The organism is Massilia sp. Se16.2.3 (assembly GCF_014171595.1).
In the GTDB taxonomy this organism is placed as follows: Bacteria; Pseudomonadota; Gammaproteobacteria; order Burkholderiales; family Burkholderiaceae_D; genus Telluria.
This window is the reverse complement of sequence record NZ_CP050451.1, coordinates 1296962-1321441: the sequence shown is the minus strand read 5'-3', so window position 1 is coordinate 1321441 and position 24480 is coordinate 1296962. Positions and strand designations below refer to the sequence as shown.

The 24480-nt window shown below is 65.5% G+C and carries 22 protein-coding genes and 2 pseudogenes; 18 read left to right on the top strand and 6 right to left on the bottom strand.

The genetic code is table 11. The features are described from left to right. Positions 1–2 precede the first annotated feature (2 nt). From G4G31_RS28110 to G4G31_RS06020, 8 genes and pseudogenes are all read left to right on the top strand, one after another. Positions 3–1021 (top strand): annotated as a pseudogene (locus G4G31_RS28110) (ATP-grasp domain-containing protein). Beyond that, positions 1018–2214, top strand: a complete 1197-nt coding sequence (locus G4G31_RS06050) for a phosphoribosyltransferase domain-containing protein (protein ID WP_182990698.1) — start codon at positions 1018–1020, stop codon at positions 2212–2214. The pseudogene G4G31_RS28110 and the gene G4G31_RS06050 overlap by 4 nt, the downstream one beginning before the upstream one ends. Continuing rightward, entirely contained in the window at positions 2189–2941 is a 753-nt protein-coding gene (locus G4G31_RS06045) for a hypothetical protein (protein WP_229425407.1), read from the top strand. The genes G4G31_RS06050 and G4G31_RS06045 overlap by 26 nt, the downstream gene beginning before the upstream one ends. Further along, positions 2938–4023 (top strand): cysteine protease StiP domain-containing protein, encoded by a 1086-nt coding sequence (locus G4G31_RS06040; protein WP_182990697.1) that lies wholly within the window; start codon positions 2938–2940, stop codon positions 4021–4023. The genes G4G31_RS06045 and G4G31_RS06040 overlap by 4 nt, the downstream gene beginning before the upstream one ends. Next, on the top strand, positions 4016–4915 hold the full coding sequence (locus tag G4G31_RS06035) for an HpcH/HpaI aldolase/citrate lyase family protein (RefSeq protein ID WP_182990696.1): 900 nt from the start codon (positions 4016–4018) through the stop codon (positions 4913–4915). Before G4G31_RS06040 ends, G4G31_RS06035 begins: the two co-directional genes overlap by 8 nt. Continuing rightward, the gene (locus G4G31_RS06030; protein WP_182990695.1) at positions 4912–6168 is read left to right on the top strand and encodes a TerD family protein; all 1257 of its coding nucleotides are present in this window, start codon (positions 4912–4914) and stop codon (positions 6166–6168) included. The genes G4G31_RS06035 and G4G31_RS06030 overlap by 4 nt, the downstream gene beginning before the upstream one ends. Before the next feature lie 203 nt (positions 6169–6371). Continuing rightward, on the top strand, positions 6372–6908 hold the full coding sequence (locus G4G31_RS06025; protein WP_182990694.1) for a hypothetical protein: 537 nt from the start codon (positions 6372–6374) through the stop codon (positions 6906–6908). A 41-nt stretch (positions 6909–6949) separates the two neighbouring features. Next, positions 6950–7357: a hypothetical protein gene (locus tag G4G31_RS06020; protein WP_182990693.1), complete on the top strand. Its 408-nt coding sequence runs from the start codon at positions 6950–6952 to the stop codon at positions 7355–7357. Between the two features lie 125 nt (positions 7358–7482). Here the strand turns inward: G4G31_RS06020 and G4G31_RS06015 are convergent, their stop codons facing one another. From G4G31_RS06015 to rpsL, 6 genes are all read right to left on the bottom strand, one after another. Next, positions 7483–8139, bottom strand: coding sequence for a hypothetical protein (locus G4G31_RS06015; RefSeq protein ID WP_182990692.1), 657 nt, complete (start codon positions 8137–8139; stop codon positions 7483–7485). Positions 8140–8646: 507 nt separating this feature from the next. Further along, positions 8647–8964, bottom strand: coding sequence for a 30S ribosomal protein S10 (gene rpsJ, locus G4G31_RS06010; protein WP_036209000.1), 318 nt, complete (start codon positions 8962–8964; stop codon positions 8647–8649). 188 nt (positions 8965–9152) lie between these two features. Then, positions 9153–10343: an elongation factor Tu gene (gene tuf / locus G4G31_RS06005; protein ID WP_182990156.1), complete on the bottom strand. Its 1191-nt coding sequence runs from the start codon at positions 10341–10343 to the stop codon at positions 9153–9155. A gap of 79 nt (positions 10344–10422) precedes the next feature. Then, positions 10423–12528: an elongation factor G gene (fusA, locus tag G4G31_RS06000; protein ID WP_182990691.1), complete on the bottom strand. Its 2106-nt coding sequence runs from the start codon at positions 12526–12528 to the stop codon at positions 10423–10425. Between the two features lie 152 nt (positions 12529–12680). Further along, positions 12681–13151, bottom strand: coding sequence for a 30S ribosomal protein S7 (gene rpsG / locus G4G31_RS05995; protein WP_182990690.1), 471 nt, complete (start codon positions 13149–13151; stop codon positions 12681–12683). Positions 13152–13287: 136 nt separating this feature from the next. Then, positions 13288–13674, bottom strand: a complete 387-nt coding sequence (gene rpsL / locus G4G31_RS05990; RefSeq protein ID WP_056336781.1) for a 30S ribosomal protein S12 — start codon at positions 13672–13674, stop codon at positions 13288–13290. Between the two features lie 464 nt (positions 13675–14138). On the opposite strand from rpsL, the gene G4G31_RS05985 reads away from it, so the two are divergent. The 10 genes and pseudogenes from G4G31_RS05985 (at position 14139) to G4G31_RS05950 (ending at position 24472) form a co-directional block, all read left to right on the top strand. Further along, positions 14139–15926, top strand: a complete 1788-nt coding sequence (locus G4G31_RS05985; RefSeq protein ID WP_229425406.1) for a phosphoethanolamine transferase — start codon at positions 14139–14141, stop codon at positions 15924–15926. A gap of 416 nt (positions 15927–16342) precedes the next feature. Next, positions 16343–16624: a hypothetical protein gene (locus G4G31_RS25355; RefSeq protein WP_229425405.1), complete on the top strand. Its 282-nt coding sequence runs from the start codon at positions 16343–16345 to the stop codon at positions 16622–16624. Further along, positions 16540–17607, top strand: a complete 1068-nt coding sequence (locus G4G31_RS05980; RefSeq protein ID WP_229425404.1) for an efflux RND transporter periplasmic adaptor subunit — start codon at positions 16540–16542, stop codon at positions 17605–17607. Before G4G31_RS25355 ends, G4G31_RS05980 begins: the two co-directional genes overlap by 85 nt. 42 nt (positions 17608–17649) lie before the next feature. Beyond that, complete coding sequence (locus tag G4G31_RS05975; protein ID WP_182990689.1) at positions 17650–18354, top strand: ABC transporter ATP-binding protein; 705 nt, start codon at positions 17650–17652, stop codon at positions 18352–18354. Between the two features lie 10 nt (positions 18355–18364). Then, positions 18365–19675, top strand: coding sequence for an ABC transporter permease (locus tag G4G31_RS05970; protein ID WP_182990688.1), 1311 nt, complete (start codon positions 18365–18367; stop codon positions 19673–19675). A 19-nt stretch (positions 19676–19694) separates the two neighbouring features. Beyond that, positions 19695–20927 (top strand): ABC transporter permease, encoded by a 1233-nt coding sequence (locus G4G31_RS05965; RefSeq protein ID WP_182990687.1) that lies wholly within the window; start codon positions 19695–19697, stop codon positions 20925–20927. Next, positions 20869–21888: pseudogene (locus G4G31_RS28895) on the top strand (sigma-54-dependent transcriptional regulator); the annotation flags it as partial. The gene G4G31_RS05965 and the pseudogene G4G31_RS28895, both read left to right, overlap by 59 nt. 346 nt (positions 21889–22234) lie before the next feature. Continuing rightward, on the top strand, positions 22235–22318 hold the full coding sequence (locus tag G4G31_RS28890; protein WP_374011297.1) for a helix-turn-helix domain-containing protein: 84 nt from the start codon (positions 22235–22237) through the stop codon (positions 22316–22318). Between the two features lie 878 nt (positions 22319–23196). Then, positions 23197–23643, top strand: coding sequence for a PAS domain-containing sensor histidine kinase (locus tag G4G31_RS27835; protein ID WP_275944532.1), 447 nt, complete (start codon positions 23197–23199; stop codon positions 23641–23643). 49 nt (positions 23644–23692) lie between these two features. Continuing rightward, positions 23693–24472 carry a spermidine synthase gene (locus G4G31_RS05950; RefSeq protein WP_182990686.1) on the top strand — a complete coding sequence of 260 codons (780 nt, stop codon included), beginning with the start codon at positions 23693–23695 and terminating at the stop codon, positions 24470–24472. The last annotated feature ends 8 nt before the right edge of the window (positions 24473–24480 follow it).

Genomic DNA, 24480 nt, shown 5'->3' with positions numbered 1-24480 from the left:
TCATGCGTGTCTGGTTCAACCGCGGTTTTTCCTCCGTCCACACTGCCCTCTCCCTGATCCGCCAGGCAGATTCAAGCGGGCGTTTCCACCTCCTGCACAGCCATCCGAACCCGCATTCCGCCGGCGCCCGGCTGGCCGACGCCTTCCATCCCGAACCGACCGGCCTCACGCCAGCGCAGTACATCGACTGGTGCCTCGACTTTTGCCGCGCGCAGCAGGTCGACATCTTCGTGCCAGGACGCGAGGCCACGGTGCTGGCCGGCGCCCAGGCGCGCTTCGACGCGATCGGCACGCGCATGCTGAACGTGGCCTCGGAGGCGGCGTTGCAGCTCATCCACGACAAGGCGCGCTTCTACGCCGAGACCGATCTGCCGGTCGCACCGGTGGCCGAGTTCCGCCACTTCGAGAACGCGGCCGCTTTCGAGGAAGCCCATGACGCGCTGCGCCGCCGCCATGCGCGCCTGTGCGTGAAACCGGCGCATTCGATCTACGGCCTGGGCTTTGCCGTGCTCGACGAAGAGCGCAGCAGCGCCGAGATCCTGATGGCTGGCGCCGAATACCACGTCAGCCTGGCCGACTTCCGCCGCGGCCTGGCGAACATGGGCAACTTCCGCAGCATGCTGCTGATGGAATACCTGGACGGGCGCGAATACAGCGTCGATTGCGTGGGCGACGCCGGCCGCCTGGTTGCCGCCGTGGTGCGCCGCAAGTCAGGCACCGCCGGCGCCGGCCAGCGCATCGACCAGCGCGCCGACATCCTCGAGGCGACTGCCAGCCTGGCCGCCACCTATGGACTGAACGGCCTGTTCAATGTCCAGTTCCGTGAAGGCGGCGGCCGCCCCGTCTGCTGGAAATCAACCCCCGCATGTCGGGCGGCATCGGCATGGCCTGCGTGGCCGGGCCCAACCTGCCCTGGCTGGCCATCAAAGGCTGCGCCGACGGGTTCGAGGGACTGGCGGTGCCCGCCGTACGCAACGGCATCCGCGTTGCCGAAATGGCGCAGGCCGTGGAGCTGGCATGAACGCGCGCAGCGACGACGGCTTGTCCATCGGGCGCAGCGCCGAACTGCCGACCGGCCTGCTCGAGCTCACGCTGCACGAGGGCGCGCACGAGCTCGACGCGCTGCTCGGCTTTGCGGCGCGCGCGAATGCCAAGCGCGGTTTTCTGTTCCTGAGCAAGGTGCTGGGCAAGCACTGGCCGGTGCGCCCGCGCGACATGCTGGCCGTGCACGAACGCCTGGCTACCGGCGTTCCCGTGACTGACAATGCGGCCGACGCTCCGGTGCTCTTCATCGCCATGGCGGAAACCGCGGTGGGCCTCGGCCAGGGCGTGTTCGAAGCCTGGCTGCGCGCCAACCCGGGCCGCGAAGCCCTGTTCCTGCAGACCACACGCTACCGCGTCGGTAGCGGCCCGCTGCTCGAATTCGAGGAGGCGCACAGCCACGCGCCGCGCCAGTTCCTGCACCTGCCGCAGGGAGAAGCCGAACAGGCGCTGCTGCACCGGGCGCGCAGCATCGTGCTGGTCGATGACGAAGCCAGCACCGGCAACACCTTCCTGAACCTGACGCAGGCCTGCCGGCGCCTCAATCCCGGCATCGAGCACGTGCACCTGGCCGTGATCACCGATTTCATGGGCCAGGCGGCCAACGCGGGCTTGAGCGCTCGCTTCGGCCTGCCCACCACCCTCGGCGCGCTCATTAGCGGCGCCTACCGCTTCACCCCTGGCACCCTGCCGGTCGACGCGGCGCCGGCCCAGCGCTACGATGCGAAAGCCGAACGCGGCGCCAGCACCCGTTTCGGCCGCACGGGGATGGCGCGCGCGCTGCGTACGCCCGAAGCGCTGGCAGAGCGCCTGGCCGCAGGGTTCGCACCTGGCGAGAAAGTGCTGGTGCTGGGCACCGGCGAATTCATGCACCCGTCCACGCTGCTGGGCGCGGCGCTGGAGCGCCATGGCGTCGACGTCGTGGTGCAATCGACCACGCGCTCGCCCATCCTCACCTGGGGCGCTGTCAGCCACGCCTTGCGCTTCCCCGACAACTACGGCGAAGGCGTTGCCAACTACCTGTACAACGTGGCGCCAGGCCAGTACCAGCATGTGCTGCTCTGCCACGAGACAGCTCCGAACGACGCCCTGCATGCGCTGGCGCGCCAGCTCGGCGCGCGCCTGTTCCACTATCACCTGGAAGACGATGTTGAAGAAGTTCCTGTTTGCTGACCTGGACGATACCCTGTTCCAGACGCTCGAGAAATGCGCCGGCCGCGCGGAGCTCGAGCCGGCCGCCTATTACAGCGATGGCAGCATCTGCTCGTACACCACGCCGGCGCAGCGCGCCTTTTTTGCGTTTGCCAGCGAAGGCACGACCGTGATCCCGACCACGGCGCGCAGCCTGGACGCGTTCCGCCGCGTCGACCTGGGCTTTTCCAGCTACGTCATCCTGAATTTCGGCGGCGTCATCCTGCTGCCGGACGGCGCCATCGACCGCGAATGGCAGGCGCAAATGCACGGCCAGATGACGACCGCCCTGCCCGGTTCTGCAGGGGCTGGCCGCCCACGTCGACGCCTGGGCCGTGGACTGCGGCTACCGTGGCCGCGCGCGCCTGGTGGAAGACGCGGGCACGCCGTTTTCGTGGTGCTCAAGGATCCGGACAAGGACCACGACACGCTGGCGCGCATCGAGCGCGAGGTCGTACAGCCCTGGCTCGATGCGCATGCCGGCTACTGCGTGCACCGCAACGGCAACAACCTGGCCATCCTGCCGCGCAGCCTGGACAAGGCGCATGCGGTGGCCCACGTGACGGAGCGCCTGCGCCGCGAGCACGGCGAGATCGTCACCTTCGGCATGGGCGATAGCCGCTCGGATGCGCGCTTCATGGCCGACTGCGACTATGCGATCGTCCCGCGTGGCACCCAGCTCTCCAGACTGACGCTGGAGGCCCTGTGAGTTTTTCGGGCAGCTATGCGAGCGGGGACGTGCGCTTCCTCCTGACGCCCCTGGTGCTGGCCGATTTCGTCGATATCGGCGAAAAGGAGGCGTTGATCCAGTCCGGCCGCCGCCACTACAGCGAAATGCTGACTCCCGAACGGCCGCCGTCGCAGCGCTACCTGGCCTTGTTCGACCAGGCCTGCCGCGACAATGGCGAGCGCATGGCACTGGACTGCCTGCGCCTGGCGAGCCTGATCGCGGCACGCCGCAGCGGGCCGGTGACGCTGGTATCGCTGGCACGCGGCGGCACGCCCGTCGGCGTGGTGCTGCAACGCCTGCTGGGCCCCGTTTTCAAGCGCGCCAGCACCCACTATTCGGTCTCGATCGTGCGCGACCGCGGCATCGACGCGAACGCCCTGCGCCACATCCCGGCCCAGGGCCACGCGCCCGAATCGATCGTGTTTGTGGACGGCTGGACCGGCAAGGGCGTGATCGCACGCGAGCTGGCAGCCTCGATCGCGCGCTTCAACCGTGAACACGGCGTGGGGCTCGACGCCGGCCTGTACGTGCTGTCGGACCTGGCCGGGGCGGCAAGCGTCGCCGCCTCCTGCGACGACTACCTGATCCCCTCGAGCATCCTGAACGCGACGGTGTCGGGCCTGGTCAGCCGCTCGGTGCTGAGCGATGCGATCGGTCCGGCCGACTTCCACGGCTGCGTGCTCTACGAGGCGTTCGCGCCGCAGGACCGCTCGCGCGCATTCGTCGACCTGCTGGTGAAACTCGCGCTCGCGCAGGCGCCGTCGCTGGGCCAGGTGGAAGCGATCGATACCCGCGCGGCCGCCGCGCGCTCGCACGCCTACATTGCCGGCGCCATGGCGCGCCATGCCATCGGCGACGTCAACCTCGTCAAGCCGGGCATCGGCGAAGCCACCCGCGTGCTGCTGCGCCGCGTGCCGCGCCTGCTGCTGCTGCGCCAGGCGCAGGGCGCGGCGACGGCGCACCTGCGCCTGCTGGCCGAAGAAAAGGCGGTACCGGTCGAGATCGACCCGGCGCTGCCGTATGAAGCTGTTTCCCTGATCAGGAGTGCCTCGGATGCATGAATCGATGGGCGCGTCGCTGTACGTGCCAGCCAACCACAAAGACCTGCTGCAGGTGGCCAACGGCGAGAAGCTGCCACAGGCGCGCTCGCTGATCTTCTGTACCGAAGACGCGGTGGCAGACCGCGACCTGAGCTGGGCGCTGTTCAACCTGTCGGTGGTGCTGCAGAACATGCACCCCGATGTGCATGCGCAGCGCTTCGTGCGGGTGCGTAATCCCGAGGTGCTGGCGCGGGTGCTGGCCATGCCGGGCGTGCACAAGCTGGCCGGCTTCGTGATCCCGAAAGCGACGCGCCAGAATTTCGAATCGTATTACCGCCAGGTGCGCGACACGCGCCACCTCTTGATGCCGACGCTGGAAACGGCCGAGGTGTTCAGCGAGCGCGAGATGGAAGCCTTCCGCGAGCTGCTGCAGGCCCCGGGCGTGCGCAACCGCATCCTGGCGCTGCGCATCGGCGGCAACGATCTGCTGGCCCTGCTGGGACTGCGCCGTCCGCGCGGCATGACGATTTATCGCACGCCTCTGGGTCCCGTGATCGCACGCCTGGTGACAATCTTCCGCCCCTGGGGCTTCATGCTGACCGCGCCCGTGTTCGAGCACCTCGATGCACCGGCCCTGCTCGACCAGGAAGTGCTGGAAGATATCGCCTACGGCATGGTCGGCAAGACGGCCATTCACCCGAGCCAGATCGCACCGATCGAACAGCATTACAAGGTGAAGCCGCAGGACCTGGCGGCGGCCCATGCCATCCTCGACGAGAACAGCCCGGCCGTCTTCAAGCTGCACGAATCGATGTGCGAGGTGGCTACCCACCGCGCCTGGGCGGAGCGCCTTGTCGCGCAGTCGCGCCGCTTCGGCGCCGAGGCATCTTCCATTGAAAGGGAAAGCACATGAACATCTTCTCGCGCGGCCAGAAGGGCAAGCTGGCCGACCTGGGCCTGGGCGCCTCCTTCCCGGTCGAAATCGATATCGCGGCGCCAGGCATGACGCTCGACGTCTCCTGCTTCGGGCTCGATGGCGCCGACAAGCTCTCGGACGAGCGCTACATGGTCTTCTACAACCAGCTCGCCAGCCCCGGCGACGCCGTGCGCCTGCAACTGGCTGGCAGCAAGGCCCGCTTCGACCTGAAACTCGACGCCCTGCCTTCGACCATCGCCAAGCTGGTGTTCGTGGCCGCCATCGACGGCGCGCAAACCATGCGCGCGCTCGGTGCCAGCAGCCTCACCGTCGGCAGCGCGCTGCGCTTTCCGTGGTCTGGGGCGGACTTCGGCGACGAAAAGGCGGTGATCGTGGCCGAGCTGTACCGGCGCGACGGGCAATGGCGCTTCGGCGCGGTTGGCCAGGGATTCAATGGCGGGCTGTCGGCGCTGCTGAAGCATTTCGGTGGAAGCGAGGCGGCACCGCCGTCTTCCACGCCGGCACAGCCGGCACCCGCGCCGGTTTCTTCTGTCCAGCCTAAAGTCTCGCTGTCGAAAGTCACGCTCGAAAAGCGCGGCGACAAGGTCTCGCTCGAGAAGCGCGCCGGCGGCGGCTTCGGACGGATCCACGTCAACCTGAACTGGAACCAGTCCGGCGCCGTCAGCCCGAGCACGCAGCCCGAGAAGACGGGCTTCCTCGGCCGGCTGAGCGGCGCGCTGGGTGGCGCCCCGGGCGGACGCCGGCGTTCAGGTGGCATCGACCTGGATCTGGGCTGCATGTTCGAACTGGCCGATGGCCGCAAGGGCCTGGTGCAGGCGCTCGGCAATGCCTGGGGCGACTACGACAACGTCCCCTATATCAAGCTCGACGCCGACGACCGCACGGGATCGTCGAGCAATGGCGAAAACCTGTACATCAACGGCGAGCGCTTCGACGGCATCCGCCGCGCGCTGATCTTTTCCTTCATCTACGAGGGTGTGCCGAACTGGGGAGCGACCGATGGCGTGGTCACCATCGCCGTACCGAACCAGGCACCGGTCGAGGTACGCCTGGACGGTGGCGGCAGCCAGATGATGTGTGCGATCGCGATGATCGAGAACCAGGGCGGACGCCTGCAGGTGACGAAGCTGGCCGAATATTTCGAACAGCAGGGCCGGACCAGCGCGCACGAATTGATGGACCAGCGCTTCCAGTTCGGGCTGCGCTGGAAGACCGGCAGCAAGGATTGAGGGGACGGGCGGCATGCCCTGCGCGCCGGGAAACGGCGCCGCGTCGCTTGCCTTTCTTCCTCTTCCATATCGACGAGGTGGATTCAAAAGATGTGAAATTCCGCGCATTTTCGTCGAGAGGCGGCAGGGTATGATCGCTACGGTCGAGCACTCGAGCATCCGTGCCGGGAAGCCGACGACAACCCCACCTGAAAGAAGAACCCATGAAGTGTGTAGTCCACGCCGTATTCGGTCTGTCGCTGCTTGCCGCGGCGCCTGCGTTTGCCGCTTCCGTGCCGACCGCCGCACAGGCGGCCGTTACCGGTCCCGCCCACGTGCAGGCCGTGCAGGATCTGCTGGGCGCGATGCAGGTCGAAAAAGTGCTGCGCGGCGTCGCGGCCCGCAGCCGCTTCCCGAGCCAGGAGCAGCGCCAGGCCGTGTTCGCCAAGCTCGACAAACTGCCGGCGACAGAGGTCTACCGGCGCCTGGCGCCGCAGCTGGTACAGGCGATTTCGGCGGATACCGCCATCGAGATGACGCGCTTCTACGGCACGCCCTACGGCAAGCAGGTCATTTACAAGCGCTACAACCACTCTGCCCAGTTCGTCGATCCATACGCGCGTCCATCGGTAGCGCCGGAAGAGAAGAAGGAGCGCAAGCGCGCCGCCTATGTCCTGGCAAGCAAGGAACTGGCGGCTGCGGAGCCGTCCATCGAACGCGAAGCGTTCAAGCTGCTGCAGACGATCAGTCGGGAAAAGTAAGAAGAAGCGGCCGGCGGACACTTTCGCATAAAGGAGAGGCAATGACAGCCTGGCGCCGCGCTCTGCTGCTTGTCATGGCAGGCTTCCTGAGTTCCTGCAGTCTGTTCGATTCCGGGGTCGAATGGCGCGGCGGCCCCTATGCATTGCTCTGGATCGATACGCCGGAAAACGTCTCGCTGGCCCGCGACGAGGGCGAAGGTAGTTGGGATGTGCTGGTCGACAGCACGGTGTTCGCGGTCGGCTGGGACGGGCGTTACCTGGTAGCGAAACAGCATCCAGAAGGCAATCGCGGCACGACGAGCTATTTTATCGTCGATACGGCGACGCGGTCGCCGCAGGGAGCCGTTCGCGAGACGGTGACCGGTCCGCTGACGGCGCCAGCGTTCGAGCAGAAAGCGATGGCGATGGCGCTGCCGGCATTCTCGACGGTGCTGGACCATTTGCAGTAGGCCGGCTGTCCGTCAGCTTTCCTTCCTCGCAATAAAAACGTGCTCGCTTCCTGCGCGCGCCCAGCTTGGCCCCGTTCTCCTTGCGCGGGAGCTGTCGTCGCGGGCGCGCTGTCCTTGGAAACCGGTCAGCTTTTTCCTGGTTCCTGGCGCGCATCCAGGGCCGCAATCAGTTGCTGCGGCCGGTCGAGATACAGGAAGACATACCGCACTCCGCTGCGCACCACGCCGTGGTGCACGATCGCGCAGCCGGCATCCGCGCGCAGCGTCAGGACCAGGTTCGGCTTGTCGAATGGCGTGATCGAGACCCTTTCCATCAGTCGGCATGGATGGGCCTTGCGCCACGCATCGACGGAGTCGCGCAGCAGTTGCGCATGCTCCACCCCGCCCAGCGGAATGCGGGCGCTGGCGCGCGCGCCGACCTGCAGGTCGAGATGGGTGTCGGTGAGCACGTGGCAGCTGCCACGCACGAGCCAGCGATCGCCCAGCAGCCAGACGAGGCTGTACAGGCTGCCCAGGCCGAGCAGGAGATGGATAGTGCGCAACTCGTCGGGATCCTTCAGGAACAGCGGCAGGATGGCGGCGTCGAGCGGCAGCTCCACGAGGACGGCGAACAGGCCGATGGCGATGACGGTCGAATACGCGCCCTGGGCCTGGAAGCCGAGCTGGACGCCGCCTGGGCGGGCCGGCTGCGGCTGGCGGCGCAGCCAGCAAAAAGAAACCGCGCCAGATGGCTCGGTCGAGACGCACCATGCCGATGACGCCGGGTGGCAGGCAGGCTGCAAGCAGGCGTAGCGGGTTGGCCCCCTGGGCGCGCAGCGTGCGCAGGCGGATGGCGACGTCGGGAATCTGGGCCAGGTCCTTGGCTACCAGGAACAGCAGGGGCAGCACCAGGGGAAGCCCCTTCGTGGCCTCGCGCCACTGGGCAGGCAGGGCCATGCTCAGCAGCATGACGGTGAAGGAGGCCGCGTAGGCGTAGCCGAACAGGGTGACCCAGGAGGTGTCGTTCAGCTTGGCGGCCGATTCGCGCCAGCTGGCTTCAATACTGTGCATGCACGTCTCCTTGACGGGCCGCGCGGCAGGTTGCCGCTGTGCAGCCCAGGAGAGTATAGCATTTTGGCAATATGCAGGCACCGTTGCGGCCGGTTTTGGCGCCCGCACTGGCCGTCGACAGCGAACACGAACGGGCGACGTAAACGGCATCGGGGCCGGGAAGCTTCGCCAGATGGCGGCCCTTCCCGGCCCCGATGTTCCTGGCCTCGCGGATCGCTCCGCGCTGGCCGTGGAAAGTATTACTGCAGCTTGATTTCGACGTCGACGCCAGCTGGCAGGTCCAGCTTCATCAGTGCGTCAACGGTCTTGTCGGTAGGATCGACGATGTCCATCAGGCGCTGGTGCGTACGGATTTCGAACTGGTCGCGCGAGGTCTTGTTGACGTGCGGGGAACGCAGGATGTCGAAACGCTGGATGCGGGTCGGCAGTGGGACCGGGCCCTTGACCACAGCGCCGGTGCGCTTGGCGGTGTCGACGATTTCCAGTGCGGACTGGTCGATCAGCTTGTAGTCGAACGCTTTCAGGCGGATGCGGATTTTCTGGTTTGGAGCGGACATGCGATTTCCTTAGAAAAGAGCGAACCGGCTCGGGGCCGGCAATGATTTGTCAGGTGCTACATACTGCAAAGGAGCGGAAGTATATCACCGTTCCTACTTGAACAGAGGGGGCAGAATCGAAATTCTGCCCCCTCTGTTGTACGATCAGGACGCCCTTGCGGGCGGCCCGATGCGCCGATCAAACGCTATCAGGCGATGATCTTGGCAACGACACCCGCGCCGACGGTACGGCCGCCTTCACGGATTGCGAAGCGCAGGCCTTCTTCCATCGCGATCGGGTTGATCAGCTTGACGGTGATCGACACGTTGTCGCCTGGCATAACCATTTCCTTGTCCGCTGGCAGCTCGATCGAGCCGGTCACGTCGGTGGTACGGAAGTAGAACTGCGGACGGTAGTTGTTGAAGAACGGGGTGTGGCGGCCGCCTTCATCTTTCGACAGAACGTAGATCTCGCCGGTGAAGTGGTTGTGCGGCTTGATCGAGCCTGGCTTTGCCAGAACCTGACCACGCTGGACGTCTTCACGCTTGGTACCGCGCAGCAGCAGGCCGACGTTGTCGCCAGCTTGACCTTGATCCAGCAGCTTGCGGAACATTTCCACGCCGGTGCAGGTGGTCTTGACGGTATCGATGATGCCGACGATTTCGATTTCTTCGCCGACCTTGATGATGCCGCGCTCGACACGACCGGTGACGACGGTGCCGCGACCCGAGATCGAGAACACGTCTTCGACTGGCATCAGGAAGGCGCCGTCAACAGCGCGCTCTGGCGTCGGGATGTAGGTGTCCAGGGCTTCAGCGAGCTTGACGATGCAATCTTCGCCCAGTTCGCCTGGCTGGCCTTCCAGCGCCATACGTGCCGAACCCTTGATGATTGGCAGGTCGTCGCCTGGGAACTCGTACTTCGAGAGGAGCTCACGCACTTCCATTTCGACCAGTTCCAGCAGTTCCGCGTCGTCGACCAGGTCGCACTTGTTCAGGAACACGATGATGTAAGGAACGCCAACCTGACGCGCCAGCAGGATGTGCTCGCGGGTCTGTGGCATCGGGCCGTCAGCGGCCGAGCACACCAGGATCGCGCCGTCCATCTGGGCAGCACCGGTAATCATGTTCTTGATGTAGTCGGCGTGGCCTGGGCAGTCGACGTGCGCGTAGTGACGATTCGCGGTTTCGTATTCGACGTGCGCGGTGTTGATGGTAATACCACGTGCCTTCTCTTCCGGAGCCGCATCGATCTGGTCGTATGCTTTAGCTTCGCCGCCGAACTTCTTCGACAGAACGGTTGCGATTGCAGCCGTCAGGGTGGTTTTGCCGTGGTCAACGTGACCGATGGTGCCGACGTTGACGTGCGGCTTGGTCCGTTCGAATTTACCTTTTGCCATTTTGATCTTCCTTTAAAAGAACGATTTACTGTGTTGTTATTGTAGCCGCGGCAGACACCCGCCGCGGCACGTATTTCTATTACTTGGCTTTCGCGGTGACGATTGCGTCGATCACGTGCTTGGGCGCTTCCGAGTAGTGCTTGAATTCCATCGTGTAGGTTGCACGGCCCTGGGTCGCCGAACGCAGCGAGGTCGAGTAACCAAACATTTCCGACAGAGGCACTTCGGCCTTGATGATCTTGCCGCCGCCGCCTGGAATTTCGTCCATGCCCTGCACCATACCGCGGCGGGACGACAGGTCGCCCATCACGTTACCGGCGTAGTCTTCCGGCGTTTCCACTTCCACGGCCATCATTGGCTCGAGGATGACTGGCGATGCTTTGCGGCAGCCGTCCTTGAATGCCATCGAACCGGCCATACGGAACGCGTTCTCGTTCGAGTCGACGTCGTGGTACGAACCGAAGGTGACGGTGACTTTCACGTCAACGACCGGGTAACCAGCCAGCACGCCGGCGGTCAGGGTCTCGCGCACACCTTTTTCGACCGCAGGGATGTACTCGCGAGGAATCACACCGCCCTTGATGGCGTCGACGAACTCGAAGCCCTTGCCCGGCTCTTGCGGCTCGATCGACAGCACGGCGTGACCGTACTGACCACGACCACCCGACTGCTTGACGAACTTGCCTTCGACGTCGGTGACGGCCTTGCGGATCGTTTCGCGGTAGGCAACCTGTGGCTTGCCGACGGTTGCTTCCACGCCGAATTCGCGCTTCATGCGGTCAACGATAATTTCCAGGTGCAGCTCGCCCATACCACCGATGATGGTCTGGCCCGATTCTTCGTCGGTACGCACGCGGAACGACGGATCTTCCTGTGCCAGGCGGTTCAGCGCCAGGCCCATTTTTTCCTGGTCAGCCTTGGTCTTCGGCTCGACAGCCTGCTGGATGACGGGCTCCGGGAACACCATCTTTTCCAGGGTGATGATCGACGAAGGATCGCACAGGGTTTCGCCCGTGGTCGCTTCTTTCAGGCCGACCGCAGCGGCGATGTCGCCGGCGCGGACTTCCTTGATCTCTTCACGCTGGTTGGCGTGCATCTGCAGAATACGGCCCAGGCGTTCCTTCTTGCCCTTGACCGGGTTGTAGACGGTGTCGCCCGAATTGACCATGCCCGAGTAGACGCGGAAGAAGATCAGCTGGCCGACGAACGGGTCGGTCATGATCTTGAATGCCAGCGCCGAGAATTTCTCGTCGTCGGCAGCGCGGCGGGTGGTCGGCTGGTCGTCCTCGTCGGTACCGGCGACTGGTGGAATGTCCACTGGCGACGGCAGGTATTCGACGACGGCATCGAGCATGGCCTGCACGCCCTTGTTCTTGAACGCGGTACCGCACATCATCGGAACGATTTCCGATGCGATGGTACGCTGGCGCAGGGCGGCCTTGATCTCGGCTTCCGACAGTTCGCCTTCTTCCAGGTACTTGTTCATCAGCTCTTCCGACGCTTCAGCGGCGGTTTCGACCAGCTTCTCATGCCACTCGTTGGCTTGATCGACCAGTTCGGCCGGGATCTCGCGGTAGTCGAACTTCATGCCCTGCGATGCGTCGTCCCAGATGATCGCTTTCATCTTGATCAGGTCGACCACGCCGAGGAAGTTTTCTTCGGCGCCGATCGGGATCTGCAGAGGGATCGGATTCGCCTTCAGGCGAGCGCGCATCTGCTCGTAGACCTTGAAGAAGTTCGCACCGGTACGGTCCATCTTGTTGACGAAGGCCAGACGCGGGACCTTGTACTTGTTAGCCTGGCGCCACACGGTTTCCGACTGTGGCTGCACGCCGCCGACTGCGCAGTACACCATGCAGGCGCCGTCGAGCACGCGCATCGAACGTTCCACTTCGATGGTGAAGTCGACGTGGCCCGGGGTGTCGATGATGTTGATGTGGTGCGGCTCGAAGTTGCCGGCCATACCTTTCCAGAAGCAGGTCGTCGCTGCCGAGGTAATGGTAATGCCGCGCTCCTGCTCCTGCTCCATCCAGTCCATCGTCGCAGCGCCATCATGCACTTCGCCGATCTTGTGGTTCACGCCCGTGTAGAACAGGACGCGTTCGGTCGTCGTCGTTTTGCCGGCGTCGATGTGAGCGGAAATACCGATGTTGCGGTAGCGCTCAATGGGGGTCTTGCGTGCCATAATTTTTCCTAAATCTTTGAATGGACAAAACCGGGCGGCATCTTGGAGTCAAAATGTGCCCGGCCTGAACAACTGATGCTGCAGGGTTCGCCCGACTGGGACACCCGATGAGGTGAACCCTGCAGGAATAAACCCCTACTATCCCGTAATGCTTAGAAGCGGAAGTGCGAGAACGCCTTGTTCGCTTCAGCCATACGGTGGACTTCGTCACGACGCTTCATCGCGCCACCGCGCATTTCAGCCGCTTCCATCAGTTCACCGCCGAGGCGTTGTGGCATGGATTTTTCGCTGCGCTTGTTTGCGGCTTCGCGCAACCAACGCATGGACAGCGCCATACGACGGACCGGACGAACTTCCACTGGCACCTGGTAGTTGGCGCCGCCGACACGGCGGGATTTCACCTCGACCATCGGCTTGCAGTTGTTGATCGCGGCCGCGAACACTTCCAGCGGGTCCTTGCCCGATTTTTGCTGGATATGTTCAAACGCACCGTAGATGATGTTTTCAGCGACCGACTTCTTGCCGGACAGCATCAGAACGTTGACGAACTTGGCGACATCCGTGTTGCCGAATTTTGGATCTGGCAGGATCTCGCGCTTGGGTACTTCACGACGACGTGGCATTTCAATTCCTTTATCTTCAGTTGAGTGCTTGTTCCGCACTCGCGAGGGGCCCTCATGACCACTCACTTACTCGGCCTTCCGGCCGGCTCAACTTAACGTTTATATGTGACCTCGATATGACCGAGACCGCAGATGATTACTTCTTGGCGCCGGCCTTGGCGCGCTTCGCACCGTACTTCGAGCGAGCTTGCTTACGGTCTTTCACGCCCTGGGTATCCAGTGCGCCGCGGACCATGTGGTAACGCACACCTGGCAAGTCTTTCACACGACCGCCGCGCAGCAGCACGACCGAGTGTTCCTGCAGGTTGTGGCCTTCACCGCCGATGTACGAAATGACTTCGAAACCGTTGGTCAGACGCACTTTGGCGACTTTACGCAGTGCCGAGTTTGGCTTCTTCGGCGTGGTGGTGTACACACGGGTGCACACACCGCGCTTTTGCGGGCAGTTTTCAAGTGCCGGCGACTTGCTCTTCACAACCGCGGCAACGCGCGGCTTGCGAATCAGTTGATTGATGGTTGGCATCGTTCCTAATCCAACAAAGTACTACAGTTGATAACCCGGGCAAGCTTGCCCGGGGACTGAAACCTAGTCCCGTATCGGTCTGACAGCCGAGGCGCCGAAAGCCACTCACCGAAGGAGCGGCTGTGAATGCGTATACGACCCGCAGAATAAATCGAGAACTCGCGAGTATAGACTCCTCGCAAAACGCGGTCAACCGATTTGCTGTCGCAGCAGTGGCTACAGGGGAGGAAAAGGCGGGCTCCTGTGGTAGTCATGACACAATTGACGGGCATGCAGTTGGAATTCTTGCAGCTAGGGAATAGCTTTTCCGGTGATAAAGGCCGGATAATGGCTGCCCCTCTTGTCGCCCACTATTCTGCCTCCATGCTCAACCCGCCGCGCCGTGCCCTGTCGCGCCCGCCCCTGCCGCAGCGCGCCCCCTGCTGCGCCCCCGCAACCTCTACCTGCTGCTGAGCTACCTGGCCTTGTCGGCGGTCGCTTTCCTGCCGCTGGCGCTCGGCCTGCCTTTGGAGCGCCCGGGACAGCTGGCCGGCATCGCCGTGATCGGCTGGATGGCACTGTGGGCCGTGTTCAAGCGTCCGGCCTGGTTCCATCCGCTGCTGCTGCCGGCCTTCCTCGCGCTCCCGGTCGAGCTCTACCTGTACCTGTATTACGGCCAGGGCATCTCCACCCACCACCTGGGCATCCTGGCCGAGACCAGCCCGATGGAGGCGATGGAATTCCTCGGTGGGCGCGCCTGGCTGCTGGTGACCGTCTTCGTCGGCGTGCTGGCCTGGTGGGGCAGCAGCTGGCGCGCAGCCTGGACGACGCGCGACCTCGACTGGAACGACCGCTCGCGCTGGCTGGTGGTGGGCCTGCTGGTCCTGGCCGTGGCCATGTTCGCGTATGGAAAGCGCTACGGCGTCGCGCCAGGCGAGCGTGCCGCCGCCAGGACGGCGCGACCCGGCGTGCACCTGGTCGCGGCCAGGGCGCACCCGGCGGGCAGTGCCGCTTCCGCCGCAGCCACGTCCGTGCACGGTGCCGCGCCGCCCCTGCCGCACTGGGCCCGGCTGCCCTTCCCGGCCGAGGCTTTCGCGCGCTCCTGGCCCTTCGGCCTGGTGGCGCGTGCCAAGGACTTCTACAAGGAACGCGTCTATCTCGCCGAGCTGGACCGCCGCAGCGCCGCCTTCCGCTTCGACGCCGTCCAGGCCGACCCAGGCAATGCGCCGGCGGTCGTCGTGATGGTGCTGGGCGAATCGGCCCGCTTCGATCGCTGGAGCCTGAACGGCTATGCGCGTGAGACGAATCCGCTGCTGGCACGGGAAACGAACCTGGTCTCCCTGCAGGACCTGATCACCTCGGTGTCGGCAACGCGCCTGTCGGTGCCGGTCATCATTTCGCGCAAACCGGCGATGCAGAGCCTGAAAGACGGCTTCAGCGAAAAATCCTTCCTCAGCGCCTTCAAGGAGGCCGGCTACAAGACGTACTGGCTGTCGAACCAGACCTCGTTCGGCAAGTTCGATACGCCGGTCTCGGTGTTCGCCAGGGAAGCCGACGCGACCGAATTTTTCAACCTGGGCAGCCTGCACACGAAGCCGAGCCTCGACGAGGTGCTGCTGGGCCCGTTTAGCCGCGCCCTGGCCGACCCGGCGCCGAAAAAGCTGATCGTGCTGCACACCATCGGCAGCCACTGGAACTACGCGCACCGCTATCCGGCCCGTTTCGACCAGTGGAAGCCGTCGCTGCTGGGGGTGGACAAGCCGGTGCTGACCGACGACGCGATCGAGCCGCAACTGAACAACAGCTACGACAATTCGGTCCTGTACACCGACTGGTTCCTGGCCCAGCTGGTCGGGCGCCTGAAGGAGACGGACAAGGCAGCGGCCCTGATGTACGTGGCCGACCACGGGCAGACCCTGTTCGACGGCAGCTGCCGCCAGGTTTTCCATGGCCACAACAGCCAGTACGAGTTCCATGTGCCGGCCTTTGCCTGGTATTCGGATGCGTATGGCGCGCGCTTTCCCGCCAAGGTGGCGCAACTGCGCGCCCACCGGGCGGCGCGCCTGTCGACCGAGAACGTATTCCACACGCTGGTCGACCTGGGCGACATCCGCTATCCCGGCGAAGACCCCACGCGCAGCATCGCCAGCGCCCGGCTGACGGCGCATAAACGCTATGTCGACAGCTATGGCTGGGCCGACTACGACAATGCGCGCATGCGCGGCGATTGCCGCGAGGTGATCGACAAGGGCAAGCCGCTGCCGCGCAGGTAGGGTGGCGGACGTTGGGGATCACAGGCGGACGTGGGGCTGTTGCCTGTGCCGTTCGTGGTCTCTCCAATCCGCGTGGGCACGGGTGCCCGGTGAACCTGTCATCAAGGCCACTGGCCTCAATGACCCCTACGGTCACTGATATCAGCGAGATCATACGGAACTGCGATATGCAGCGTCTCCTGTAGGGTGGGCACCCCGTGCCCACGCGGATGATGCGGACCGATAACGGCACAGGCAACAGCCCCACACCGCGTGAACACGGCGGTGGGCACACCCGTGTCCGCGTACGTACGCACCTCCCCGTCCGGACACCCGGACACCCGTCCGCGCTTCGTGTGCCCCAATGAAATCAAGGACTTAACCCCTGGCACGGATCGTGCAACAACGACAGCATCCACGTCGTTATTGAAACCACCATGATCCGCGATACCTCCCATCAAGACACCGTCGTCGCCGCGCCACCCGGCCAGAAATTCAAGCGCCGCGCGATGCTGGCCGGTGGCGTCGTGCTCCTCGCCGTCATCTCCGCCCTGCTGCTGAAAAGCTGGGGCGACAGCGAACACGCCGTCAGCGCCAGCCGCCTGCGCATCGCCGAAGTCGGCCGCGGCACCTGGTGCGCGACGCCTCCGTCAACGGCCGCGTGGTCGCCGCCGTCAGCCCGACCCTGTTCTCGACCGCGCCCGCCACCGTCAACCTGAAGGTCGCCGCCGGCGATACGGTGAAAAAGGGCGACGTCCTCGCCGTCCTCGAGTCGCCCGACCTGTCCGACGCCCTGAAACGCGAGCAGTCGACCTACGAACAGTTGAAGGCGGAAGTGGCGCGCCAGCAGATCCTGTCGCGCAAGCAGAAGCTGCTGGCCCAGCGCGAAGCCGACGTCGCCGAGATCGAGCGCCTGTCGGCCCAGCGCACGCTGGAACGCTACGACAGCGTGGCGCAGGTGGGCGTGATCGCCAAGATCGACTACCAGAAGGCCAAGGACGCCCTGAACTCGGCCGGCATCCGCGCGAAGCACGCGGCCCAGGCGGCCAACCTCGAAGGCGACGACGTGGCCCTGGCGATTCGCACCAAGACCAACGAGATGGAGCGCGCGCGCCTGTCGATGGCGAATGCCCAGCGCCGCGTGGACGAGCTGACCGTGCGCGCCCCGGTCGACGGCTTCATCGGCACCCTGAACGTCCAGAACCGCATGGTGGTGGCCGCGAACGCGCCTCTGATGACGCTGGTCGATTTGTCGCGCCTGGAAGTCGAACTCGAAGTCCCGGAAACCTATGTGTCCGACATGGGCCTGGGCATGACCGCCGAAATCGCCCTGCCTTCCGGTACCGCCACCGGCAAGCTCGTCGCCCTGTCGCCGGAAGTGGTGAAAAACCAGGTGCTGGCGCGGGTCCGTTTCGATGGCGCCCAGCCGAAGGGCCTGCGCCAGAGCCAGCGCGTCACCGCACGCCTGCTGATCGAGGAAAAACCGAACGTCGTGATGGTGGCACGTGGTCCCTTTGTCGAAAGCGAAGGCGGACGCTATGCCTATGTCGTCAGGGACGGCGTCGCCGTACGCACACCGGTACGGCTGGGCGCTACCAGCATCTCGGCCGTGGAAATCGTCGACGGCCTCAAGCCCGGCGAGAAGATCGTCGTCGCCGGCACCGACGCCTTCGAGAACGCGGCCCGCGTGTCGATCAACTAAGCCATCAATCGTCAATAAGAACCTCTCCTGAAAGGACATCCCATGCTGCGCATGACCAAGCTCTCCAAGGTGTACCGCACCCACATGATCGAGACCCACGCGCTGCGCGGCTTCGAAATCCAGGTCAACCAGGGTGAATTCGTGACCGTCACCGGACCCTCGGGCTCCGGCAAGACCAGTTTCCTGAACATCGCCGGCCTGCTCGAGGAATTCACCAGCGGGGAATACGTGCTCGATGGCGTCAACGTGAAGGGCATGAACGACGACGCGCGTAGTCGCCTCCGCAACGAAAAGCTCGGCTTCATCTTCCAGGGGTTCAACCTGATTCCCGACCTGAACCTGTTCGACAACGTCGACGTGCCGCTGCGCTACCGCGGCTTCAACGCGGCCGAACGCAAGGAACGCATCGAAGACGCGCTGGCGAAAGTCGGCCTGGCCTCGCGCATGAAGCACTTCCCGGCCGAGCTCTCCGGCGGCCAGCAGCAGCGCGTGGCGATCGCCCGTGCGCTGGCAGGCTCTCCCAAGCTGCTGCTGGCGGACGAGCCGACCGGTAACCTCGATACGCAGATGGCGCGCGGCGTGATGGAACTGCTGGAAGAGATCAACGCGGCCGGCACCACCATCCTGATGGTGACCCACGACCCGGAACTGGCCGTGCGCACCCACCGCAACGTGCACATCATCGACGGCCAGGTGTCGGACCTGGTGCGCAAGGGGCCGTCGCTCGCCACCGGCGCGGTGGCGTAAGGGAGGCACCATGTTCAGCTACTACTTCAAGCTCGGCCTGCGCAGCCTGCGCCGCAACCCGGCGCTGACCGCCCTGATGGTGCTCACGCTTGCCGTCGGCGTGGCCGCCAGCGTCTCGACGCTGACGATCCTGCACATGATGTCGGGCGACCCGATTCCGCACAAGAGCGACCGCCTGTTCGTGCCCATCTTCGACGTGGCGCCCCTCGACGGCTACAACCCCGGCGAAAAACTGCAGGAAAACCAGGTTACCTACAAGGACGTGGTCAACCTCCTGAAAAGCGGCCAGGGTGTACGGCGCACCGGCCTGTATGGTGTCGGCGGACCGATCGAGCCGCCGCGCAAGGAGCTGCCGGTCTTCACGGCCCAGGGCCTGGCGCCCACGCGCGACTTCTTCGCCATGTTCGATGTGCCCTTCCTGCATGGACAGGCCTGGAGCGCCCAGGACGACGAGCGCGGCGCCGACGTCGTCGTGCTCAGCCGCGAAACCGCCGAAAAACTGTATGGCGCGGCCGATCCGGTCGGCCAGCGCCTGAACCTGCTGGGCTTTCCCTATACGGTCGTCGGCGTGCTCGACAAGTGGAACCCGCAGCCGCGCTACTACAAGCTGGTCGGCGGCGAACAGTTCGGCGACGCCGAGGAATTCTTCATTCCGCTCGCCAGCGCCATCCGCCACGAAACCACCCACAACGGCGGCATGAACTGTTCCGAGCGCTCGGACCCGGGCTTCGAGGGCCGCCTGCGCTCGGAATGCACCTGGTTCCAGTTCTGGTTCGAGACGCGCACCGCAAGCGAGCGCGCGGAGCTGAAGAACTACCTCGACGGTTACGCGGCCGAGCAGCGTAAACTGGGCCGCATGAAGCGCGCCGCGCCGATCGGGCTGTTCAACGTCACCGAATGGATGGAAGAGCGCGAAGTGGTCGGCAAGGACACGAAACTGTCGGCCTGGCTCGCCTTTGGCTTCCTGCTGCTGTGCCTCGTGAACACGATCGGCCTCTTGCTGGCGAAATTCTCGGTACGCGCCGCCGAAGTCGGCATCCGCCGCGCGCTGGGCGCCTCGCGCCGCGAGATCTTCCGCCAGTTCCTGGTCGAGAGCGCGGTGGTCGGGCTGGCCGGCGGCGTGCTCGGCCTGGTGCTCGCCTTCGGTGCGCTGGCCCTGATCGCGATGCAAAGCAGCGAAGTGGCAGCGATTGCGCGCATGGACCTGACGATGCTCGCCTTTACCTTTGCGCTGTCGGTGTTCGCCGCCGTGCTCGCCGGGCTGCTGCCGACCTGGCGCGCCTGCCAGGTGACGCCGGCGCTCCAGCTCAAGTCCCAATAATCGAGAAGAGAGACCCATCATGGAAATCCGTCCCATCCTCTCCGCGCTCCTGCGCAACAAGACCGGTGCGATCCTCGTCGCGCTGCAGGTGGCGCTGAGCCTGGCCATCCTGGTCAATGCGCTGCACATCGTCAGCGAGCGGCGCGACGCCGTGGCGCGCCCCAGCGGCATCGCCGACGAACAATCGGTGTTCTCGATCGGCGTGCGCAATCTATCAAGCGGCGGCCCCGAGCAGCAACTGGCCACGCAAAAACGCGAGATGGAAGTCATCCGCGCCGTGCCCGGCGTGGCGGCGGCGGCGAACGTCAACCAGATCCCGATGTCGCAGTCGGGCTGGAACAACAGCGTCGCCATCGACCGCAAGCAGGTCGACGAATCGGCCGGCTCGTCCTTCTATTTTTCGCCCGATTCCCTCATCAAGACTTGGGGCCTGAAGCTGGTGGAGGGCCGCGACTTCCTGCCAGGCGAGTACATCGAGGTCGACGACAAGACCGAACCCAATCCGCGCGTCGCGATCATCACCAGGGCACTGGCCGCGAAGCTGTGGCCGGGGACGGCCGCCACCGGCAAGACCATGTACTTCGGTACCGGCGAGGATGCCACCGAAGTGCGCATCGTCGGCATCGTGGAACGCCTGCAAACCACGAGCGCCGAGGTGACCGAGCGCGGCGAATTTTCCAGCATCACGCCGATGCGCCTGTACGGCGCCTACCCGGGTGCGCGCTACACCGTGCGCGCCGAGCCCGGCCAGCGCGAGCGCGTGATCCGCGAAGTCGAGGCGGCACTGCGCAAGGCCTCGCCGAACCCGGTGGTCCTGAAATCGACCACGCTCGACAAATACCGCAAGGACCGCTACCGCGCCGACGTGGCCTTGTCGTGGATGCTGGTAACGGTGAGCGTGCTGCTGCTCTTGATCACCGCCAGCGGCATCGTCGGCATGGCCAGCCTCTGGGTTACCCAGCGCAGGAAGCAGATCGGCGTACGCCGCGCGCTCGGCGCGCGCAAGATCGACATCCTGCGCTACTTCGTCACCGAGAACTTCATGATCACCAGTGGTGGCGTGGCGGGCGGCGTGCTGCTGGGCGTCGCGCTGAACCAGCTCCTGGTGAGCAGACTCGAGATGGCGCGCCTGCCGCTCGAATACCTGGTCGCGGGCGGCATCGTATTCTGGGCGCTGGGCGTGATCGCCGTGTATGGGCCGGCCTGGCGCGCGGCGAGCATTTCGCCGGCGCTGGCGACCCGTAGTGCCTGACCGGGGGGCGCATGCCCAAGCCCGCAGCAGTGCTATCCTGACGAACATGCCTACTGTACTCATCATTGACGACAACGCCGCCGTCGGCGTCGCGCTCGACGTGCTGTTTTCGCTGCACGACATCGCGGCGCTGCATGCGGCCTCACCCGAGGAAGGGCTGGCGCTGCTGGCGCGCGAGCCGGTCGACCTGGTGATCCAGGACATGAACTTCACGGCGGACACCACTTCGGGCGAGGAAGGCGTGGCGCTGTTCCGGCGCATCCGCGCCAGCTACCCGGACCTGCCGGTAATCCTGCTGACCGCCTGGACCCACCTGGACGCGGCGGTCGACCTGGTGAAAGCGGGCGCCGCCGACTACCTGCCGAAACCCCGGAACGACGAGCGCCTGCTCGCCACCGTCACCAACCTGGTCGAACTGGGCCAGGCGAATCGCGCGCTCTCCCAGCGCGTCGGGCGCGAGCGGCGCGAACGGCGCGAGCTGGAACAACAATACGACCTGCGCGGCCTGGTCTGGGCCGACCCCGCCACCGAGCGCGTGCTGCAACTGGCCTGCCAGGTGGCGCGCGCCGACGTGCCAATCCTGATCACGGGGCCGAACGGCACCGGAAAGGAACGCATCGCCGAGATCATCCAGGCCAATTCGCAGGTGAATCAAGGCCCCTTCGTGGTCCTTAATTGCGGCGCACTGCCTTCCGAGCTGATCGAAGCGGAACTGTTCGGCGCCGACGCCGGCGCCTATACGGGCGCGACCAAGGCGCGCGAAGGCAAGTTCGAGGCGGCCGACGGCGGCACCCTCTTCCTCGACGAGATCGGCAACCTGCCGCCGGCGGGACAGATGAAACTGCTGCGCGTACTGGAAACCGGCCGCTTCGAACGCCTCGGTTCGAACCGCGAACGGCAGGTCAAGGTGCGGGTGATCAGCGCCACGAATGCCGACCTGGCGGCGATGATCCGCACCGGCAGCTTTCGCGAAGACCTGTTCTACCGCCTGAACGTGATCGAATTGCGCCTGCCGGCGCTTGCCGCGCGGCCGCTCGACATCCTGCCGCTGGCCTTGAGCTTCCTCGCGCCAGGCAAGCGCCTCGACCCCGGTGCCGAGCGCGCGCTGCTGGCGCATCCCTGGCCGGGCAATGTGCGCGAGCTGAAGAACGTGATGGCGCGCGCCAACCTGCTGGCGCTGGGCGAGACCATCCTCGCGCCCGACCTCGGGCTGCCGGCCGCACCGGCGGCGGCTCCCGTGGCGGCGGCGTTCGAGGTCCGAGCCGGACCGCGACGCCATTGCGGCGGCGCTGGCCAGGGCCGGCGGCGTGGTCTCGCAGGCCGCGAGCGAACTCGGCTTGTCGCGCCAGGCCCTGTACCGACGCATGGAGCGGCTGGGCATCGGGCGCTGATCCGATGCGCCTCTCCCTCGTCACCCGCTTTTCCGCCCTGGTCGGCACCCTGCTCGCGGTCGGCATCCTGATCGCGCTCGGGCTCGACCACCTGCTGCCTGGCCGGCCGCTGCTCGTCTTCGGCCTGTGCCTGGCCTGCGTGGTGCCGATCGCGATCATTACCGTGCGCTCGCAGGTGCAGCCGATCCTGTCGCTGTTCCGGGCGCTGGAAGGCACCGTCACCAGCTACCGCGACGGCGACTTTTCGTTCAGCCTGCACTGGCCGCAGAACGACGAGCTGTCCGATCTCATCGAGGCCCACAACGCGCTTGGCACGGTGCTGCGCGAGCAGCGGCGCGACCTGGTGCAGCGCGAACTGCTGCTCGACACGATGGTGCAGAACACGCCGGTGGCGATGCTGCTGGTGGCCGATGCCGGCGGACGCGGCCCCACGGTCGTGTATGCGAACCTGGCCGCGCGCCAGTTGCTGGCCGAGGGCCGCAAGCTCGAGGGGCATGCCTTGCAGGACCTGCTGGCGGGAGCAACGCCGGCGCTGGGCGAAGCATTGGCGCGCGGCGGCGATGGGCTGTTTACCGCCGGCCAAGGCGAGGACGAGCAGGTGTATCACCTGGCGCGCAGCCACTTCAGCCTGAACGGGCGGCGCCACGAACTGCTGCTGCTGCGCCACCTGACGGCCGAACTGCGGCGCCGGGAAGTGCAGACATGGAAAAAAGTGATCCGGGTGATCAGCCATGAGCTGAACAACTCGCTGGCGCCGCTTGCCTCGCTGGCGCACTCCGGCGCGGAACTCGTGCGCCGGGGCCAGACCGAGCGCCTGCCGCAGATCCCGGAAACGATCGGCGAGCGCACGCGCCACCTGGAGCGCTTCATCCTCGGCTATGCGCGCTTCGCCAAGCTGCCCACGCCGCGCCTGGAGCAGCTCGACTGGGCCGCCTTTTGTCGGGCGCCTGGCGGCGCAGGTCGATTTCCGCGTGGTCGGCGAACTGCCGCCGGAACCAGCACTCGCCGACCAGGCGCAGCTGGAACAGGCTCTCCTCAACCTGCTGAAAAACGCGCACGAATCGGGGTCGGCGCCGCAGGAAGTCGCACTGCAGGTGCGCCGCGTCCAGGACGTGCTGCGCATCGACGTGGTCGACCGCGGCGCCGGCATGAGCGAGGCCGTGCTGACCAATGCGCTGGTGCCCTTCTACTCGACCAAGCGCAGCGGCACGGGCCTGGGCCTGGCGCTGGCGCGCGAGATCGCCGAAGCGCACGGCGGGCGCATCCTGCTGTCGAACCGCGACGGCGGCGGGCTGGCGGTCACGCTGATCCTGCCCGCGCCGTAGATCGGCGGCCCTCTGGTAAGATCGGCTCCTCTCGCCGACGTCCCGAACCATGTCCAGCAAGCCCCCTCCCTTCGATCCGCGCTTCGCCCAGCCGGGCCACCCGCCCGCCACCATCACCGAATTCGAGGGCGTGCGTTCGCTGCACCTGGGCAGCTCCTGGGAACAGGGGGCCATGCGCCTGGCGCGTCCGGATGCGATCGAACTGGAATACGTGCAGATGATGATGGCCTGGCTGCTCTTCATCGAGCGGCCGCGCCAGATCGTGCAGCTGGGCCTGGGCAGCGCCGCGCTCACCAAGTTCTGCTACCGGCGCTTTCCCGATGCCCGGGTCGAGGCGATCGAACTCAATCCGAACGTGATCGCGATCTGCCGCGCCCTGTTCGAGCTGCCGCCGGACGACGCGCGCCTGCAGGTGCGCGAGATGAATGCGCTCGACTACGTGCTCGACGCATCGAACCACGGCAGGGTCGACGCGCTGCAGGTCGACCTGTATGACGAAGAAGCGCGCGGGCCGGTACTGGACTCGCTCGACTTCTACCAGGGCTGCTTCGACTGCCTGGCGCCTGGCGGCATCATGACGACCAACGTGTTCGGCGAACTGGCCAACTACGACAAGAACCTGGACGCCATGCGTGCCGTCTTCGATGCCGTCGTCTGGCTGCCCGAAGTGCACGACGCGAACATCGTCGTCATCGCCTTCAAGCACGCGCCCCGGATCGATTTCGCCGTCCTCTTCGAGCGCGCGGGCGAGATCAGGCGGCGCTACAACCTGCCGGCGAAGAAATGGGTCGAAGGCCTGAAACTGTGGATGCAGGACCAGGCCGACTAGCCCCGCAG

What these genes read in the sequence shown, in the direction of transcription:
- G4G31_RS06050 (WP_182990698.1), top strand. Translation starts at nt 1,018, where the DNA reads ATGAACGCGCGCAGCGACGACGGCTTGTCCATCGGGCGCAGCGCCGAA.
- G4G31_RS06045 (WP_229425407.1), top strand. Translation starts at nt 2,189, where the DNA reads ATGTTGAAGAAGTTCCTGTTTGCTGACCTGGACGATACCCTGTTCCAG.
- G4G31_RS06035 (WP_182990696.1), top strand. Translation starts at nt 4,016, where the DNA reads ATGCATGAATCGATGGGCGCGTCGCTGTACGTGCCAGCCAACCACAAA.
- G4G31_RS06030 (WP_182990695.1), top strand. Translation starts at nt 4,912, where the DNA reads ATGAACATCTTCTCGCGCGGCCAGAAGGGCAAGCTGGCCGACCTGGGC.
- G4G31_RS06025 (WP_182990694.1), top strand. Translation starts at nt 6,372, where the DNA reads ATGAAGTGTGTAGTCCACGCCGTATTCGGTCTGTCGCTGCTTGCCGCG.
- G4G31_RS06020 (WP_182990693.1), top strand. Translation starts at nt 6,950, where the DNA reads ATGACAGCCTGGCGCCGCGCTCTGCTGCTTGTCATGGCAGGCTTCCTG.
- rpsJ (WP_036209000.1), bottom strand. Translation starts at nt 8,964, where the DNA reads ATGTCCGCTCCAAACCAGAAAATCCGCATCCGCCTGAAAGCGTTCGAC.
- tuf (WP_182990156.1), bottom strand. Translation starts at nt 10,343, where the DNA reads ATGGCAAAAGGTAAATTCGAACGGACCAAGCCGCACGTCAACGTCGGC.
- fusA (WP_182990691.1), bottom strand. Translation starts at nt 12,528, where the DNA reads ATGGCACGCAAGACCCCCATTGAGCGCTACCGCAACATCGGTATTTCC.
- rpsG (WP_182990690.1), bottom strand. Translation starts at nt 13,151, where the DNA reads ATGCCACGTCGTCGTGAAGTACCCAAGCGCGAGATCCTGCCAGATCCA.
- rpsL (WP_056336781.1), bottom strand. Translation starts at nt 13,674, where the DNA reads ATGCCAACCATCAATCAACTGATTCGCAAGCCGCGCGTTGCCGCGGTT.
- G4G31_RS25355 (WP_229425405.1), top strand. Translation starts at nt 16,343, where the DNA reads ATGATCCGCGATACCTCCCATCAAGACACCGTCGTCGCCGCGCCACCC.
- G4G31_RS05975 (WP_182990689.1), top strand. Translation starts at nt 17,650, where the DNA reads ATGCTGCGCATGACCAAGCTCTCCAAGGTGTACCGCACCCACATGATC.
- G4G31_RS05970 (WP_182990688.1), top strand. Translation starts at nt 18,365, where the DNA reads ATGTTCAGCTACTACTTCAAGCTCGGCCTGCGCAGCCTGCGCCGCAAC.
- G4G31_RS05965 (WP_182990687.1), top strand. Translation starts at nt 19,695, where the DNA reads ATGGAAATCCGTCCCATCCTCTCCGCGCTCCTGCGCAACAAGACCGGT.
- G4G31_RS27835 (WP_275944532.1), top strand. Translation starts at nt 23,197, where the DNA reads ATGCGCGCTTCGCCAAGCTGCCCACGCCGCGCCTGGAGCAGCTCGACT.
- G4G31_RS05950 (WP_182990686.1), top strand. Translation starts at nt 23,693, where the DNA reads ATGTCCAGCAAGCCCCCTCCCTTCGATCCGCGCTTCGCCCAGCCGGGC.